This is a genomic window from Limnohabitans sp. Rim8, from assembly GCF_945901735.1.
In the GTDB taxonomy this organism is placed as follows: Bacteria; Pseudomonadota; Gammaproteobacteria; order Burkholderiales; family Burkholderiaceae_C; genus Limnohabitans_A.
This window is the reverse complement of the sequence record NZ_CAMDLM010000032.1, coordinates 25,496-41,016: the sequence shown is the minus strand read 5'-3', so window position 1 is coordinate 41,016 and position 15,521 is coordinate 25,496. Positions and strand designations below refer to the sequence as shown.

The following is a 15,521-nucleotide window of genomic DNA, read 5'->3' as shown; positions in this document are numbered from 1 at the left end:
TTATTTGCATCATTCGAACTTTCTAACAGCTTCTTCATATGCAGAATTTATTTGCTTTGTCATTTTCTCAGCAATCAACGTAAACTCTGGTCCTAAAGAAGAGACTTTGTCTGGGTGATATTGAGATACTTTTCGTTTGTAGGCAGCTTTTATTTCATCGAATGAGGCGCCTGGATTGACATCAAGAGTTTTGTACCAAGCCTCGTTATTACCCTCTTTCGGAAGGTCATACGGGTGCTTACCGTTAAACTCAGAGGTCTCGGCCTCCTCTTTGCTGGTCAGCAACAGACGAACCAGACCATACCCAAAAAAAAGAGCACATACGACAATGAAGATTTCCTGATTACTTAGACCCTCAAACATTTCGCAAATCCTTGTAGCAAAGCAATCTTTGATGGATCAGACTCTTCGTCAAGTGCTGCATTTGTTTGGTTAATTAACTCATACCGAATCAATTCGGCATCCTCTACCGCTGCCCGCTTTAGAGCTCTGATGTGCAGTCGTATCGCACAGATTCTCGACTCTTTAAGTTGTAATATTTTTTTATTAAGGTTAACCAAATAAGCAGGGACAAAAAGCGCCTCCACAAGAAGGGAGATTACCTTCCCCTTTGGTAACTCTTGCGCTTTAAGGAGCAACAAAACAAAAGAAACTGCAAGCATCCAGATGAGTGCGTGTCCAACCAACAAGATAACAACTACCGACTCGAAGCCAAATAAAAATGAGAGGTAACAGTTGGCCATCAAAAACAGCAGATATAAATATCCCAAGTAAGCAAATGAGTTCAAGCCTCTAGTCAAAGACTCAATTGAACGCAACTCTCGCTTGTATCGATGCGTTTCCTCGTGTAACGTAACTCTTTCTGTAGATATGACACGATCAAACAAATTGATGGGATTCAGAAATACAACATCTCTTCCTGCAAATGAATTTCGTTGACGATACTTGTAATACGGTCGTCCATGTCGACTTATACTGAGAAAGTCTTTTCCTTTCGCTACAACAACTAGGTTGTCGAATACGAGAAATCCTAAAAGAATTAACCAAAAAAGTAACGTCTCATTCATTAGTTTTTATTTCTGGCGAACCACTTTTTTATACCCGCCCAAACAGCAGCAGCAGCTCCAACTACTGCCAATAAGATAAGTTTTAAGCCCCCCTTTTTTGTTGCAACTGCTGCAGCTCCACCGAGAACCAATGCACCTAGCCCATAAGCTGCAACACGGTCACCATCTTTCCATTCGCTGTATTTTTCACCACTTACATAATCAAAATTCTTGAGCGCACTCTTGAAATCTACCAAATCTTTCTCGAGATTCTGAGGATCAGAAACTAAAATTGCAGAAATGTATCCACTACGACCCAAAATTTTTGTTGTGACGTTGACCGTGGTGCTCTGGTCGTTTTCGGATCTTAGTTTCGTACCCCATTCAAGTCGTTTTGTTTCGTTGTCGTAGCGTGGTGGAAAATACCACCCTTCCAAAACCATCGTTGGGAGTCCTTGCTTCTTCCTCTCTTCGTTCCCTCGTTGATTACTCTCTTTGAGGCTTGCCAACAGAGCATCGGCATCAATCTTTTCATCGTCCTTTATATATCCTTCATCGTTAAAGCGCAAGACGCCAAACCAAGAGCTATTTTTAGTAGCAATTGTGTATGAACTTGTTTGTGGAAGGTTCCCATTGAGCTGAAGAAACCTGTCTGTATCTGCCGCATCCAAGAACAACAAAAGTTCAGTAATCTTGAACTCACCTTTGTCTCCGATTTTTCCTACTGCTGGTGCCATCTGCCAGTTAAGATTTTTAAATTCGGGGATTTTATGCAGTTGTGCTTGAGCTAGTGTAAAAGCAACTCCTAACGCAACAGCAATCAATGTCTTTTTCATTATTTATTTCCTATCAATCAGTGTTGTTATTTTGAATGAAAAACTTATAGATCGAGAAACCAAACAAGAGTTCGCCCAAAGTAATAAGTCCCCAAAATGGACCGCTACCCAACGTCCACACAAATGCAATTCCGAGTAAAATCAGTACACCTTTTTTAGGTGGATTCACGTACTTGCCAACAAAAAACCCTATTCCTGAAAACAACAAAAAATAGATAAACATCAAAATAATCCAATTTTTGTCGATAACTTACAACTTTGACCGTTCTAGATCTTCAAAAGCTGATCTCATTTAGATAACTCAATTAGTTTTGGATAGTCATCAAATATTTTATTCGCTTGTTCAATAAGTCGAATTAGTATGGTTAATGTCTTGGCGTCATATGGTCCAAATTTATATAAACAAACGATCATAGAGTCACCTTCTAATGAAACTTGATATGAAGACTGTACATTTATTTCATTTAATATTTCAAGAAATTCTAAGCGATTCTGTCCTGTTGGTTTTTTGTTAAGATTAAACATCCTAAATATAGATATTCTTTCATTATTTTTGTCAAATAGAACTTTCCCTTGTCCTAATGTTGCAATTGAAATTCTATTATTTTCTGTGGGCTTAACCTCATAACCCATCGCTTCAAGTTGTTTTACAATCGGATCATCTTTCGCTAAAGATGCTGCGATTGCAATTGATGAATTCATAAGCAAAACGCTTGCCAATAAAATAAAATATTTCTTCATAAACTTCCGTTCAATTTCGGTTTGTGTTCGTCATTTTACACATCTCAAAAAAAGAATCAACAACGACGATCGTAAGTGGTTCAAATGGCTGGATAACTTTCGGCAAAAAATCGACTCATTCAAGGATTTCACGCCTGCCCAGCGCAAAGAGGTCTTGGCGGGGCTTTTGACCTCGGTGGATGTTTTAATGATCGACAGTCAGACACATTGGCTGGAACTTCAATTCAATGTGCCGCTGGTGGATGATGAGTTGGTATACCGAGATCCGTCCAACAAGAAGCTCGGCTATACCATCAAAAATGGCATGACGACCTGCATGGTTGAGCTATCCCAGAAGTCCCACAGCAAAAAAAAACCAATCGAGCCAACTACTTGAATGAAGGTCAAAAGGACTTTAGTCCGTCACCGTTGAGTGATTTCGAGGTCCTGTCTTCTCGCGTGCATGGCCAAGGTGTGTTCGCCACGCGCCACCTGGCCGCAGGCGAGCGGCTCATCGAGTACGTGGGCGAGATCATCAGCATGACCGAGGCCATTGCCCGCCACCCGCACGATGCGGGCAACCCCGACCACACCTTTTATTTCCACCTGGACGATGGGCGTGTGATCGATGCGCTGCATGGGGGCAACGCTTCCAAGTGGATCAACCATTCATGTCGCCCCAATTGCGTACCCGACGAAGTGCGGGGCCGCATCTTCATCATGACGCGCAGGCCCGTGTTCAAGGGGGAGGAGCTGACGTTAGATTACGAATTGGAGAGTGACGAGCCCATGAGCGAGGCCTTGAAGGCCCGCTATGCCTGCCGATGTGGTGCCAAAAAATGCCGCGGCACGATGTTGGCGACTTGAGGCCGGGTGAAGTCTGATTAAAAACCTTGGCGCTTTTGATCGCGCAGCATGAACAGGTACAAGCTCTCCACCTTCTCGCGCGCCCAGGGGGTTTTGCGCAAGAACTTCAGACTGGAGCCCACGCTGGGCTCATGCGTGAAGCAGCGAACAGGGATGCGCTGGCCCAGATCGTCCCAGCCATAAAAGTCGGCCAGTTGGGTGACGATGGTTTCGAGCGTGAGGCCGTGCAGCGGGTTGCGTGGCTGGGCTGCCCGCGCGCCAGGGGCGGGTTCGGGTGGCGTTGGCACGGGGATGCGGTCGTCTTGCATGGCCTGATTGTCAGTGCAAAACTGACGTGTGAAATCGGCGGGTTCAGTTGGGGGCCATCAGTGCCAGCGCCAAAGACTCGGCCACCTTGATGCCATCCACCCCCGCCGACAAAATGCCACCCGCATAACTGGCCCCTTCACCCGCCGGGTACAGACCCCGGGTGTTGGTACTTTGGTGGTCTTCGCCACGCGGGATGCGCAGGGGCGAAGAAGTGCGCGTTTCCACCCCCGTCATCACTGCATCGTGCATGTCGTAGCCTTTGATCTTGCGGCCGAAAACGGGCAAGGCTTCGCGCATGGCGGCCACTGCGTAATCCGGCAACACATCGGCCAAATCGACCAACTTGACCCCCGGTTTGTAAGACGGCTGCACGCTGCCCCAAGTTTGGGACGGGCGCTGTGCTAAAAAGTCACCCACCAGTTGGCCAGGGGCCTCGTAGTTGCGGCCGCCTACTTCAAACGCACGCGTTTCCAATTGGCGCTGCAGCACGATGCCTGACAGCGGGTGTGGTGCAGGGGGCTGTTGTTTGGCGAGTTGCTGGGCCTCTTGTGCCAGCTGTGCACCGTCTTCGTTGCCGAACGCGGCTTGCCAGGCGGTGGTGTCGAGTGGGTAGTCGGGTGGATCAATGGCCACCACCATGCCGGCATTGGCATTGCGCTCGTTGCGCGAGTATTGGCTCATGCCGTTGGTGACCACGCGGCCCGGCTCGCTGGTGGCGGCCACAACGGTGCCGCCGGGGCACATGCAAAAGCTGTAGACGGCTCGGCCGTTTTGCGCGTGGTGCACCAGCTTGTAATCGGCCGCGCCCAAAAGGGGGTGGCCTGCATGGCGGCCCCAACGGGCTTGGTCGATCACGCTTTGGGGGTGCTCGATGCGCACGCCAATCGAGAACGCTTTGGCCTGCATGGCCACGCCACGGCGGTGCAACATGACGAAGGTGTCGCGTGCGCTGTGGCCCAGGGCCAGCACGGCGTGGCGGGTGTGCAGGGTGTGGCTTTGACCTGTGCGCAGGTTGGTCACCTGCAGCCCTGTGAGTTGGAGGCCGTTTGCGCGAGGGGACACAAGCACATCGCTTACGCGTTGCTCAAAGCGGATGTCGCCGCCCAATGCGAGGATGGTCTCGCGGATCTGCTCAACCACCTTGACCAGTTTGAAGGTACCGATGTGCGGGTGGGCGGCATACAAAATGTCGGCTGGCGCTCCTGCTTTGACGAACTCGTCCATGACCTTGCGGCCCAAGTGGCGCGGATCCTTGATCTGGCTGTAGAGCTTGCCGTCGCTGAAGGTGCCTGCACCGCCTTCGCCAAACTGCACATTGCTTTCGGGGTTGAGCACTTGCTTGCGCCACAAGCCCCAGGTGTCTTTGGTGCGTTCACGCACCGGCTTGCCGCGCTCAAGCACGATGGGTTTGAAGCCCATTTGCGCCAGCGCCAGAGCGGCGAACATACCGCACGGGCCAAAGCCCACCACCACAGGGCGCAGGCCTTGTTGTTCGCCAAAATCGGCTGGCGCTTGGCAGGGCGCGTGCCAAGTCATGTCGGGCGTGGCTTGGATGTGCGGGTTTTTCTCGAACTTGTGCAGAAAGGCGGATTCGTTTTGCGAATCGGCCAGCGACAAATCCACGATGTAGACCGCCAGCAAGTCGGCCTTGCGGGCGTCAAAACTGCGTTTGAAGACCTGCAAAGTGGCGATGTCGGTGGCGTCGATGGCCAAGGCCTGTGCCGCCATTTGGCGCAGCGCATCGATGGGGTGCGGCGTGGGCAGGCGGTCTTCGTCGGTTTCGCAGGGCGCGTCGGCAGCGCGGCGCGATTCAACCGGCAGGGCCGACAAGGGGAGTTTGAGTTCGGAAATTCGGATCATGGGCACCTCTGTGGCTTGTGGTTATCAAGCAAGAAGCGCTGATTATCGCTGTGCGCAGCTCAAAGGGGCAGGAACCCTTCCACCGACAAATAACGCTCGCCCGTGTCGTAGTTGAAGCCCAGCACGGTGGCTCCGGCGGGCAAGTCGGGCAGTTTTTGGGCGATGGCCGCCAGCGTGGCCCCGGAGGAAAGACCGACCAACATGCCTTCTTCGCGGGCCGAGCGGCGGGCGAACTCGCGGGCCGCTTCGGCCTCGACCTGAATCACGCCGTCGAGCAGTCCCGTGTCCAGGTTTTTGGGAATGAAGCCCGCGCCAATGCCTTGAATGGGGTGGGGTGCGGGCGCACCCCCCGAAATCACAGGCGAAGCAGCAGGTTCGACCGCAAACACTTGCATCTGAGGAAATCGCGCCTTGAGCACGCGGGCCGTGCCGGTCAGGTGGCCGCCTGTACCCACGCCCGTGATCAGAGCGTCGATGCCGCCGGGAAAATCGGCCAGGATCTCTTGTGCGGTGGCGCGCACATGCACCTCGATGTTGGCCGGGTTTTCAAACTGCTGGGGCATCCACGCGCCAGGGGTGCTGGCCACCCAGGCCTGGGCCCGGGCAATGGCGCCTTTCATCCCATCAGCGCGTGGCGTCAGGTCAAAGCTCGCGCCATAGGCCAGCATCAGGCGGCGGCGCTCGATACTCATGCTGTCGGGCATGACCAGCACCAGTTTGTAGCCTTTGACAGCCGCCACCATGGCCAGGCCGATACCAGTGTTGCCCGAGGTGGGCTCGACGATGGTGCCACCTGCTTTCAGTGCGCCGGATTTCTCGGCGTCTTCGATCATGGCCAGCGCAATGCGGTCTTTGATCGAGCCGCCCGGGTTGCTGCGCTCGGACTTGATCCACACATGGGCATCTGCGCCAAACAGGCGTTGGATGCGCACATGCGGCGTGTTGCCGATGGTGTCGAGAATGGTGCGTGCTTTCATGCGGTTTCCAAGGGTTGGGGAGTGGCCGAATTATGCTGGGCGCACAAACTGTCAGTATGTCTTGAGTGGTACACAACGGTCACGCCGCACGGGTCGCCCCAGTGTCCTGCGCTCAGGTGATAATCAAACGGTGAAGCACGCCAGACCGTCGCTGGTGCAATTTCCGAAAGGAAGCACTGGAGGAACGTCCGGACTGCACAGGACAGCGTAGGAGGTAATACCTCTCCACCGTGAGGTGAGGATCAGAGCAACAGAGACGAGCCGATTGAGTTCGGGTGAAACGGGCAATCTCTACGCGCAGCAATACCAAGTAGGCCTTCCTGAAGGGGTGCGGTTCGCCGCATGCCTTCTCCCTGTGGTTCCGCAGGGTGAGTTGGCGGGTAGGTAGCACCGAGCCGGGTGGGAAACCCCTGGCCCAGAGTAATGGCGGTCACGCAGCGGGTAACCGCTGTGCACAGAATCCGGCTTATCGGCGGGCTTCACACTTTTTCAGACCACAAAAAAACCCGCCGTAGCGGGTTTTTTTGTGGGGGCTTCAAGCACTTCAGCCGCGAGAAGGCATCAGGCTGGCGCCAAGGGCAAACACCGAGTTGGGTGCAGTGATCTTCAACGCGCTTTTGGGCTTGGCAAACACGCCGCGCTTGACGGCTGGGGCGGGCGCAGGCTCAACGGTCACGCCCTTGGTGCGCTGCTCGGCCACCAATTGGCGCAGACTGATGGACTGCAGGTGGGTCAGCATTTTTTCGTTCAGGCTGGCCCACAGCTCGCTGTTCATCCAGCCACCTTCGGCTGCGGACTCTTCTTCGGTAGGCGCATCCACTGCACCCACGATGTCTGCCATGGTGATTTTTTCGGCATTGCGCGACAACGAATAACCGCCGCCTGGGCCACGGGTGCTCTCAACCAAGCCATGCAGGCGCAGTTTGCTGAACAGTTGCTCCAGGTAGGACAAAGAAATCTGGTGGCGCGTGCTGATGGCGGCCAGCGAAACGGGTCCACGGTCTTCGCGCAACGCCACATCGATCATGGCGGTCACTGCAAATCGGCTTTTCGTGCTCAAACGCATGGTGGGCTCCTTTCTGCGTGTTGGTGGCCTGCCAATGCGGGCCAACCTGTAGGGTCAAGACTGCATTGTGCGCAGCTTTGACTGGATTGTCATTTTCTCAGACTGAATTTCTAATTGGTGATAAACCGGAATTATTCAAGGGTAAATCAGGCTTTTTTTCGATTTTTTCAAATTAAAAACAGATTAAAAGCGCTCGTGGCTTTGCAGTTGCCGCCATTGCCCGAGCTCCAAGGGGGCCAAGCTCATGCTGCCCACGCGCTGGCGGCGCAGGTCTTGCAAGGGGCATTGTTCGTCCAGCCAGCGGCCCAGTTCCAGCCCGTCGATGTCCTTGCCAGCGATGCGCAGCACCGTCAGTGTGTCGGTTTGGCGGTTGATGCTGGTGCGGATGCCGGGGCCGTTCAAGGCCTTGATGGTGCCCTCTGGCACTTCGCCACCCACGGTGGCCATCCACTCTTGCTCCATCGGGCTGCGGCGGTCTTCCAGATGGCGAAGCACAGCGATGTCGTCTGAAAAAATACACAAACCGCTGGCGGGTTTGGCCAGCGGCAAGGGCATGTGCATTTTGGCCAAGCGCTCGGGTCCCCACAGGCCGGGCTGGGTGGCTTTGAGGCCCACGGTGTCTTGCAGCCAGGCCAAGTTGGCCACGCGGTGGGCGGGCTTGAACAGCGCCAAGGTCAAGGGGGCGAGGGCGGCCATGGAGACCAAACGGTTGACCTGAACGGCCTGCTCGGGCCGCACACGCCGGGCCGGGTCGGTCACCACTTTGCTGGCGATTTGTACGCCGCCGGCCACGATCAGGGCTTCGGCTTCACGGCGCGAGCAGTGTTGTTCGGCGGCCACGCGTTTGGCCAGGCGTATGCCTTCTTCAGAGGAAATCATCCATGCTTTCAAAATGCTCAAAGCGAATCAAGACAGGGTTTGCTCGCGGATATGGTCCACATGCGCTTGCAGCGAGCGTGCGGCCACGGGCCACAGGCGGGATGGCACATCGTCGTAGGCTTTTTCTACCCATTCTTGCAGGCTGCCATGGGGCAGGGCCTGCATGGCGGCGGCGATTTTGGCTTCGCGCCGCAGGCGGTGAGCTTTCAGGTGGGTGATGGCTTGGTGGGCAAAGCCCAGCACATGGCCGTGCGCAGGCAGGATGAACGCAATGCCCCCGGCATCGCACGCCGCAGCCAACTTGTCCAGCGAGTCCAAATAGTCGCCCATGTGGCCGTCGGGCGGGTCGATCACGGTGGTGCTGCCGTTCAGAACATGGTCGCCCGAAAACAGCAGGCCGTCTTCTTCGAGCACCAGGCACAGGTGGTTGGCCGCATGGCCCGGGGTGTGCACCACACGCAGGGTGTGGGTGATCTCGCCATCCAAGCCCAGGCCTTGCAGCACCAGTTTCTCGCCATCGATCAGCTCGCGATCCGGCGTGAAGCGGCTGTTGGCGCGGGAGGTGGGGCGTGACGACAGGCCCAGGATGGGGGGCTTGTTCGTGCACAGGGCCTGCAGCGGCGCAGCACCTGGCGAATGGTCAGGGTGAGAGTGGGTGCAAACAATGGCCTTGATTTGTCCACCTGCCGCACGCCACATCCGCTGCAGATGGTCGATGTCCGCCGGGCCGGGGTCGATGGCGATGTAGCCGGTGTTGGGGTCGCCCACCAAGTAGCTGTTGGTGCCGGGGCCGGTCATCACGCCGGGGTTGGGGGCGGTGAGGCGCTGCACGTTTTTGAGCAGGGGCACCGGCTGGTCGGTCTGCCAGTCCAGGTGGTGGTGGATTTGCCCGTCGGGCGTGACCAGGGCCAATTCACCAAACGGGGCTTCGTGCTCCATGTAGCGCGCTTCGTTGCCCGCCAGCCAGCCCGCGCGGGGGCAACTGGTCCACAGCGGTTCGTCGTTCACCTCGCAGGCTTGCAACACCGCGTCGACCGTGGAAAAGGCTTTGAGCCGCTCCAGTGTGCGGATGGTCGGGAAAATGATGAAGAATTGCCCAGCTGCATGGCGTTCCAGCGCGTCTTGTGGACGCACCCAGACAGGTTCAAACTGCTCGGATTCGTCGGCCACAGGGGTTTGGCCTTCGGGCATGCGGGCCACCAAAAAAGGCACATCAAAGCGGCGCGGCAGGTCACGGTCGGTGATCCAGTGGGCCAGCACGAACACCTGATCGGCGGCCAATGTCAGGCCTTTGGCCTGGCATTGGGTGGCAAAAGGGGCTTTTCGGTCGATCTGGGCAATGTCAGCGTTGTCAGCCCAGCGCCCTTGGGCATGGCGGGCGAACAAAATGCCCAGCTCTTCAAAGCTCTCGCGGATGGCGGCGATCGCTTGCGTCAGGTGCAAGTCGCTTTGTTTCGGGCGGCGCTGCGCCATGCCGTTGGCCTGGGCATCGGCGGCGTCAATGCCCCCGCCAGGGAACACGTAGGCGCCGGGTGCAAAGCTGGCCGTCATGGAGCGGCGGGTCATCAGGACTTCGGGCCCGCCAGGGCCGTCGCGCATGAGCAGCACGGTGGCTGCAGGGCGCAGGGGGGCGGGTTCGCGTTGGGGGTACAGGAGTTGGGATGTGCGTGCCATGCCCCATTATCAGACGGCTTGAGCTTCTTCCAAGGGCGATAATCCCGCTTATGCACATTCGCTTTACCAAGATGCAAGGCGCGGGCAACGATTTTGTCGTGCTCGACGAGACGCGTGGCCGCCTGGGCCTGAACGCGGCCCAGTACCGTTTTTTGGCCGATCGCCACTTTGGCGTGGGGGCTGATCAGATCCTCAGCGTGCGACCCTCGCCCGCACCCGGGCTGGACTTTGAATACGTGATCCACAACGCCGACGGCGGCGAGGTGGAGCATTGCGGCAACGGGGCGCGCTGCTTTGTGCGCTATGTGCGCGACAAGGGCCTGACCGACAAAAACACCGTTCGTGTGAAGGTGCAGCAAGGCGAGATTGAGCTCACCATGAACCCCGATGGTCGTGTGACGGTGAACATGGGCGCGCCCATCTTTGATTGGGAACGCGTGCCTTTCACTCCCGTGGGCCTCATCAGCGACCAGGTCAACGGTTGGCCGGTGTTCGATTTGGCGCTGGGTGATCTGGGCATTGCCCGCGTGGGGGTGGTCTCGATGGGCAACCCGCACGCGGTGCAACGTGTGGACGATGTGGACAATTTCCCGGTTCTGGCACAAGGCCCATGGATTGAAAACCACCCTGCTTTTCCCAAGCGGGTGAACGCGGGTTTCATGCAAATCGTCTCGCGCAGTCAAATCAAATTGCGTGTCTTCGAGCGGGGCACGGGCGAAACCTTGGCTTGCGGCACGGGCGCCTGTGCAGCCGTGGTGGCGGGCATCCGCCAAGGCTGGCTGGACCTTCGTGTGGATGTGCAAACCCACGGTGGCCCCTTGACAATTGAATGGGCTGGACAGCCCGACAGTCCGGTCCTGATGACCGGGCCCGCCACTTCTGTGTTTGAGGGCAGCATCCATGTGCCTGACTCACTTTGACCCTTTGAATTTCTGGAGCCTGCCATGACGACGCCTGAACCTATGAGTCCGATCACCGAAGACGACATCGCCGATTATTTGGTGAATACGCCGGATTTTTTTGAGCGCCACGCCTCGCTGTTGGCCACCGTACAACTGACCCACCCGCAAAGCCACCGCACTGTGGGCTTGCAGGAGCGCCAAGCCCAAATGCTGCGCGACAAAATCAAGGGCCTGGAGCACCGCATCATGGACATGATTCGGCACGGCAACGAAAACATGGTGTTGACCGACAAGCTGCACCGTTGGTCGTGCGAGTTACTCGTCACGCCCCACGACCAATTGGCCGATTCGGCGGTGGACAACATCCGTGATCTGTTCCAGGTGCCGCAGGTCGCTTTGCGTTTGTGGTCGCTCCAAGGCGCGCACGCCCAAGCGGCTTATGCGCAGGGTGTGAACGAAGCGGTGCAGGTGCTGGCCACGTCTCTGGACACGCCTTTCGTTGGGCCGAATTCGGGTTACGAAGCGGTGCAGTGGTTGGCCGAACCCACGCAGGCGGCTTCTTTGGCGCTGCTCGCTTTGCGTGCGGCACCGGGTCAACCCGCTTTTGGCTTGCTGGTGCTGGCCTCGCCGGACGCCCAGCGCTTTAACAGCCAGATGGGCACCGATTTGCTGGAGCGTCTGGCCGAGCTGGCGGGTGCAGCTTTGTCGGTGCTGCAAAAGCCGCAGGCTTGATCTGTGTCGGATGCGGCCATGTTGGACACAGCGGCCACCGACCCGCTGGTCACCCGGTATCTGGACCATGTGCGCTTTGAAAAGCGTTTGGCCGAGCGCACCTGCACCCTGTACCAACTGGACTTGGCCCGCCTGGCCGACATGTCAGCGGCCTCGAAAGTGCCTTTGCTGCAGGTGCAAAACGGCCACATCCGCCGTTGGGTGGCCCAGATGCACAGCGCCGGGCGCAGTGGGCGCGGCATCGCACTCATCTTGTCGGGCTGGCGCGGGTTTTACACCTGGCTGGGGCGCGAGGGCCTGATCCCGCACAACCCGGTGGCCGATGTGCGGGCCCCGCGTGTGGCCAAACCCTTGCCCAAAGCGCTGGGCGTCGACGAAGCGGTGCAGCTGGCGGAGCATGAAGAAGACAATGACGACCCTTGGCTGGAAGCCCGTGACGCGGCCATGGTCGAACTGCTGTACGGCTGCGGCCTGCGCATTGCCGAGCTGACCGGGCTGGATGTGGTGGCCAGCTCGGAAGCGGCGCAGGCCGGGCGCGGCTGGATCGACATTCCCAACGCCGAAGTTCAGGTGCAAGGCAAAGGCAACAAGCGCCGCACAGTGCCTTTGGGGCGTGTGGCCATCGAGGCGCTGACGCACTGGCTGGCCGTGCGCCCGCAATTGAAGGGCATGCTGACGCAGCCCGCCAAAGGGGCATCTCCTTTGGCGCTGGCGCTGTTTCCCGGACGCCACGGCACGCGCCTGACCCCCCGCGGCGTGGCCCAGCGCCTCAAGCGCCGAAGCTTGTTGGCGGGCCTGGCCACCCCGGTGCACCCGCACATGCTGCGCCACTCCTTTGCCAGCCATGTGTTGCAATCGAGTGGCGACTTGCGGGCCGTGCAAGAGCTGCTGGGCCACGCCAACATCAGCACCACCCAGGTCTACACGCGGCTGGATTTTCAGCACCTGGCCAAAACCTACGATGCGGCCCATCCCCGTGCCAAGCGCAAATGAACCCGCTGGCCCGCGCTGCACACGTGCCGTGAGGCCATGACCGCCGCGCACGCTTGGCGCTTGAATTCGTCGCTACACTCCCCAACTCTTGCTTTTTTGACCTGCAACGGAACCGCGCCATGTCCCTGATCCCCACCACCATCCTGACCGGCTTTTTGGGCTCGGGCAAAACCACACTGCTCAAACGCGTGCTGACCGAGGCCCACGGCCAAAAGATCGCTGTGATCGAGAACGAATTTGGTGAGGAAAACATCGACAGCGACATTCTGGTTTCAGACACCAACGAGCAGATCATCCAGATGAGCAACGGCTGCATTTGTTGCACCATCCGCGAAGACCTGCGCGTGACCTTGCAGCTGTTGGCCGCCAAACGCCGCAAGGGCTTGCTGGACTTTGACCGCATCGTGATCGAGACCACGGGCTTGGCCGACCCCGGCCCGGTAGCGCAGACTTTTTTCATGGACGACGAGATCGCCGAGACTTATTTGCTGGACTCTATCTTGACCCTTGTGGACGCCAAGCACGCGGCTCAGCAATTGAACGATCGCCAGGAAGCCCGTCGTCAGGTCGGCTTTGCCGACCAAATTTTCATCAGCAAGGCCGATTTGGTCGCGCCCGAAGAACTTGACGCCTTGCAGCACCGCCTGAAACACATGAACCCGCGGGCCCCACAAAAAGTGGTGCATTTCGGTGAAGTGGCGCTGTCTGAGGTGTTCGACCTCAAGGGCTTCAACCTGAACGCCAAGCTCGACATCGACCCGGATTTCCTCAAAGAGGATGACCACAACCACAACCACAACCACGACCATGAGCACGGTGAGCATTGCGACCACCCGTCCCACCAGCGTGAGCAAGCCCATGACCACGAACATGGCGAGCATTGCGACCACCCTTCGCACCAGCACGACGCGGCCCAGGGTCAGGGTCACCACCATCACCACGATGACGATGTGAAGAGCTTCGTTTTCCGTTCGGACAAAGCCTTCGATCCGGCCAAATTGGAGGATTTCCTGGGGGCCATCGTCAACATTTACGGCCCGCGCATGCTGCGCTACAAAGGCGTGTTGAACATGCGTGGCACCGAGCGCAAAGTGATTTTTCAGGGCGTGCACCAGCTCATGGGCAGCGATTTGGGACCGATGTGGGCCGACGGCGAAGCCAAAATGAGCAAAATGGTGTTCATTGGCATCGATTTGCCCAAGGACATCTTGTTGCAAGGACTGGAGCAATGTTTGGTCTGACGGTGCGCGCCATGGAAGGGGCGCTTGCCGTGCTTTTGTGGCGATCAGGTCTTTAATCCGCACCAGGACAAAATTTGACGCATCTAGTCGCTACAATCGCCCGCCGACGGCAACGCCTTTTGGCGAAGCTGGCGAACCCCAAAAGGTCCATAACAAGGGTTTGAAAAGCACATGAACAGGTTTCCGGTCGGCTGCGCAGGGACAGTCGGTCAGAACTCTGCCCTTTGACACGGCTAGGAGACAAGACGTGAAGACCTCGACAATAGCAAAGCCCCTTGGCAAAGCCGCCGTGGCCAAAAAAGCCACTGCCCCAGTGGCCAAGGCCAAAGCAGTGATGGCCAAAGCCGCAGTTAAAACAGCTGCAAAGGTCAAGACAACGCCTGCAAAGGCCAAGGCAGCGCTTCCAAAGGCAAAGGTCTTGGTTGCCAAAGCGGCAGGCAAGACAACTGCCAAGGCCAAGGCAACGCCAAAACCCGCCGTGCCTGTCAAGGCAGCGGTGGCCAAAACCGCAGCGGTCGCATCTGCTGCATCTAAGGCCACTGAAAAAGCCAGCCCCAACCGATCGTCTGTTGTAAGCAAGCCAGTTCCGACAGCCCAGACCCCAAAAGCGAAAAACATGAGCGTTACCAAAGTGGACACTGTCATACCCCCCGTCGAATCAAAACCTGTCAACACCCCAGCTGCACCTGAGCAATTTGTTCGTGCCGCTCGGCCATCTGCCCGTTTGGCCCAAATTACCGTGCCCTCTTTGCCGCCAGCGGTGGCCTCCACGGCGGCCAAGTCCAGTTTCTTGCCCAGTGCTGCCCCTGCGGTCGTCCCTGTTCCTTTTGCGCCCGTCAAGAAAGACCCCAAACTGGCCAACAACTGGAAGACCAAAAAAGTAGACGAACTGTCGGATGCCGAAATCCTCGCCATGTCTGACGATGAGTACATGAACGACAAGCAGTTGGCTTACTACCGACTGAAGCTGACCCGACTCAAGCAAGATATTTTGACCAGTGCAGGTCAAACCACTGAGCACCTGCGAGAAGACACGGTGGTGGTGCCCGACCCTGCTGACCGTGCCACCATCGAAGAAGAGCACGCTTTGGAGCTGCGAACACGCGACCGGGAGCGCAAGCTGCTCAAGAAAATTGAGCAATCTATTCAACGCATTGATGCGGGCGATTACGGTTTTTGCGATGAAACCGGTGAGGCCATCGGCGTCGGCCGCTTGTTGGCCCGCCCCACGGCCACTTTGTCGCTGGAAGCCCAACAAAGGCGCGAACTCAAGCAAAAAATGTTCGGCGATTGAGTGCGCCTTGGCCCATACCCAGACAGAAACCCCTCTCCAGGGGTTTTTTTATGGGTGTGCGTTCGAGGGTGGGCGAAGTTTTGAATTTACTGTTTTTAAATTTTTTAGCCGTATTGTGACTTGAG

The 15,521-nt window shown here is 57.0% G+C and carries 17 protein-coding genes and 1 other RNA gene; 8 read left to right on the top strand and 10 right to left on the bottom strand.

The window, feature by feature from the left end:
- Positions 1-9: 9 nt before the first annotated feature.
- From Q0O99_RS14385 to Q0O99_RS14370, 4 genes are all read right to left on the bottom strand, one after another.
- Entirely contained in the window at positions 10-363 is a 354-nt protein-coding gene (locus Q0O99_RS14385; RefSeq protein ID WP_293752667.1) for a DnaJ family molecular chaperone, read from the bottom strand.
- A complete protein-coding gene (locus tag Q0O99_RS14380) occupies positions 348-788 on the bottom strand; it encodes a hypothetical protein (RefSeq protein WP_293752666.1) in 441 nt (146 codons plus the stop codon). The genes Q0O99_RS14385 and Q0O99_RS14380 overlap by 16 nt, the downstream gene beginning before the upstream one ends.
- Positions 789-1,066: 278 nt before the next feature.
- Positions 1,067-1,882: a DUF2167 domain-containing protein gene (locus tag Q0O99_RS14375; RefSeq protein ID WP_293752665.1), complete on the bottom strand. Its 816-nt coding sequence runs from the start codon at positions 1,880-1,882 to the stop codon at positions 1,067-1,069.
- A gap of 288 nt (positions 1,883-2,170) precedes the next feature.
- On the bottom strand, positions 2,171-2,623 hold the full coding sequence (locus tag Q0O99_RS14370; RefSeq protein ID WP_293752664.1) for a hypothetical protein: 453 nt from the start codon (positions 2,621-2,623) through the stop codon (positions 2,171-2,173).
- 187 nt (positions 2,624-2,810) lie between these two features.
- Here Q0O99_RS14370 and Q0O99_RS14365 point away from each other — a divergent pair, with 187 nt between their 5' ends.
- The gene (locus Q0O99_RS14365) at positions 2,811-2,999 is read left to right on the top strand and encodes a hypothetical protein (protein ID WP_293752663.1); all 189 of its coding nucleotides are present in this window, start codon (positions 2,811-2,813) and stop codon (positions 2,997-2,999) included.
- Between the two features lie 32 nt (positions 3,000-3,031).
- Positions 3,032-3,469, top strand: coding sequence for an SET domain-containing protein-lysine N-methyltransferase (locus tag Q0O99_RS14360; RefSeq protein ID WP_293752662.1), 438 nt, complete (start codon positions 3,032-3,034; stop codon positions 3,467-3,469).
- Between the two features lie 17 nt (positions 3,470-3,486).
- On the opposite strand, the gene Q0O99_RS14355 is transcribed toward Q0O99_RS14360, so the two are convergent.
- Genes Q0O99_RS14355 through cysK form a run of 3 tightly spaced genes read right to left on the bottom strand, consistent with a single transcriptional unit; the run spans position 3,487 to position 6,615 of the window.
- Positions 3,487-3,777: a VF530 family protein gene (locus Q0O99_RS14355; RefSeq protein ID WP_293752661.1), complete on the bottom strand. Its 291-nt coding sequence runs from the start codon at positions 3,775-3,777 to the stop codon at positions 3,487-3,489.
- Positions 3,778-3,820: 43 nt separating this feature from the next.
- On the bottom strand, positions 3,821-5,638 hold the full coding sequence (locus Q0O99_RS14350; RefSeq protein WP_293752660.1) for an NAD(P)/FAD-dependent oxidoreductase: 1,818 nt from the start codon (positions 5,636-5,638) through the stop codon (positions 3,821-3,823).
- A 59-nt stretch (positions 5,639-5,697) separates the two neighbouring features.
- A complete protein-coding gene (cysK, locus tag Q0O99_RS14345) occupies positions 5,698-6,615 on the bottom strand; it encodes a cysteine synthase A (protein WP_293752659.1) in 918 nt (305 codons plus the stop codon).
- Between the two features lie 132 nt (positions 6,616-6,747).
- Here cysK and rnpB point away from each other — a divergent pair.
- Positions 6,748-7,100, top strand: an RNA gene (gene rnpB / locus Q0O99_RS14340) — RNase P RNA component class A.
- 59 nt (positions 7,101-7,159) lie between these two features.
- Here the strand turns inward: rnpB and Q0O99_RS14335 are convergent.
- From Q0O99_RS14335 to Q0O99_RS14325, 3 genes are all read right to left on the bottom strand, one after another.
- Positions 7,160-7,681 carry an Rrf2 family transcriptional regulator gene (locus tag Q0O99_RS14335; RefSeq protein ID WP_293752658.1) on the bottom strand — a complete coding sequence of 174 codons (522 nt, stop codon included), beginning with the start codon at positions 7,679-7,681 and terminating at the stop codon, positions 7,160-7,162.
- 183 nt (positions 7,682-7,864) lie between these two features.
- Positions 7,865-8,560, bottom strand: coding sequence for a S4 domain-containing protein (locus Q0O99_RS14330; RefSeq protein ID WP_293752657.1), 696 nt, complete (start codon positions 8,558-8,560; stop codon positions 7,865-7,867).
- A 27-nt stretch (positions 8,561-8,587) separates the two neighbouring features.
- Positions 8,588-10,234 (bottom strand): MBL fold metallo-hydrolase, encoded by a 1,647-nt coding sequence (locus Q0O99_RS14325; RefSeq protein WP_293752656.1) that lies wholly within the window; start codon positions 10,232-10,234, stop codon positions 8,588-8,590.
- A 50-nt stretch (positions 10,235-10,284) separates the two neighbouring features.
- Between Q0O99_RS14325 and dapF the strand changes: the two genes are divergently transcribed.
- The 5 genes from dapF (at position 10,285) to dksA (ending at position 15,396) form a co-directional block, all read left to right on the top strand.
- Positions 10,285-11,154 (top strand): diaminopimelate epimerase, encoded by an 870-nt coding sequence (dapF, locus tag Q0O99_RS14320; protein WP_293752655.1) that lies wholly within the window; start codon positions 10,285-10,287, stop codon positions 11,152-11,154.
- Positions 11,155-11,178: 24 nt separating this feature from the next.
- Positions 11,179-11,868: a DUF484 family protein gene (locus tag Q0O99_RS14315; protein WP_293752654.1), complete on the top strand. Its 690-nt coding sequence runs from the start codon at positions 11,179-11,181 to the stop codon at positions 11,866-11,868.
- 18 nt (positions 11,869-11,886) lie between these two features.
- Entirely contained in the window at positions 11,887-12,861 is a 975-nt protein-coding gene (locus Q0O99_RS14310; RefSeq protein ID WP_293752653.1) for a tyrosine recombinase XerC, read from the top strand.
- A 119-nt stretch (positions 12,862-12,980) separates the two neighbouring features.
- Positions 12,981-14,102, top strand: a complete 1,122-nt coding sequence (locus Q0O99_RS14305; RefSeq protein WP_293752652.1) for a GTP-binding protein — start codon at positions 12,981-12,983, stop codon at positions 14,100-14,102.
- A 616-nt stretch (positions 14,103-14,718) separates the two neighbouring features.
- The gene (dksA, locus tag Q0O99_RS14300; RefSeq protein ID WP_367185252.1) at positions 14,719-15,396 is read left to right on the top strand and encodes an RNA polymerase-binding protein DksA; all 678 of its coding nucleotides are present in this window, start codon (positions 14,719-14,721) and stop codon (positions 15,394-15,396) included.
- Positions 15,397-15,521: the final 125 nt, after the last annotated feature.

Bases quoted from the DNA above. Each gene is read 5' to 3' on its own strand.
- dapF (WP_293752655.1), top strand. From the start codon at position 10,285: ATGCACATTCGCTTTACCAAGATGCAAGGCGCGGGCAACGATTTTGTC.
- Q0O99_RS14385 (WP_293752667.1), bottom strand. From the start codon at position 363: ATGTTTGAGGGTCTAAGTAATCAGGAAATCTTCATTGTCGTATGTGCT.
- Q0O99_RS14325 (WP_293752656.1), bottom strand. From the start codon at position 10,234: ATGGCACGCACATCCCAACTCCTGTACCCCCAACGCGAACCCGCCCCC.
- cysK (WP_293752659.1), bottom strand. From the start codon at position 6,615: ATGAAAGCACGCACCATTCTCGACACCATCGGCAACACGCCGCATGTG.
- Q0O99_RS14370 (WP_293752664.1), bottom strand. From the start codon at position 2,623: ATGAAGAAATATTTTATTTTATTGGCAAGCGTTTTGCTTATGAATTCA.
- Q0O99_RS14365 (WP_293752663.1), top strand. From the start codon at position 2,811: ATGATCGACAGTCAGACACATTGGCTGGAACTTCAATTCAATGTGCCG.
- Q0O99_RS14355 (WP_293752661.1), bottom strand. From the start codon at position 3,777: ATGCAAGACGACCGCATCCCCGTGCCAACGCCACCCGAACCCGCCCCT.
- dksA (WP_367185252.1), top strand. From the start codon at position 14,719: ATGAGCGTTACCAAAGTGGACACTGTCATACCCCCCGTCGAATCAAAA.
- Q0O99_RS14315 (WP_293752654.1), top strand. From the start codon at position 11,179: ATGACGACGCCTGAACCTATGAGTCCGATCACCGAAGACGACATCGCC.
- Q0O99_RS14305 (WP_293752652.1), top strand. From the start codon at position 12,981: ATGTCCCTGATCCCCACCACCATCCTGACCGGCTTTTTGGGCTCGGGC.
- Q0O99_RS14350 (WP_293752660.1), bottom strand. From the start codon at position 5,638: ATGATCCGAATTTCCGAACTCAAACTCCCCTTGTCGGCCCTGCCGGTT.
- Q0O99_RS14335 (WP_293752658.1), bottom strand. From the start codon at position 7,681: ATGCGTTTGAGCACGAAAAGCCGATTTGCAGTGACCGCCATGATCGAT.
- Q0O99_RS14330 (WP_293752657.1), bottom strand. From the start codon at position 8,560: ATGATTTCCTCTGAAGAAGGCATACGCCTGGCCAAACGCGTGGCCGCC.
- Q0O99_RS14375 (WP_293752665.1), bottom strand. From the start codon at position 1,882: ATGAAAAAGACATTGATTGCTGTTGCGTTAGGAGTTGCTTTTACACTA.
- Q0O99_RS14310 (WP_293752653.1), top strand. From the start codon at position 11,887: ATGTTGGACACAGCGGCCACCGACCCGCTGGTCACCCGGTATCTGGAC.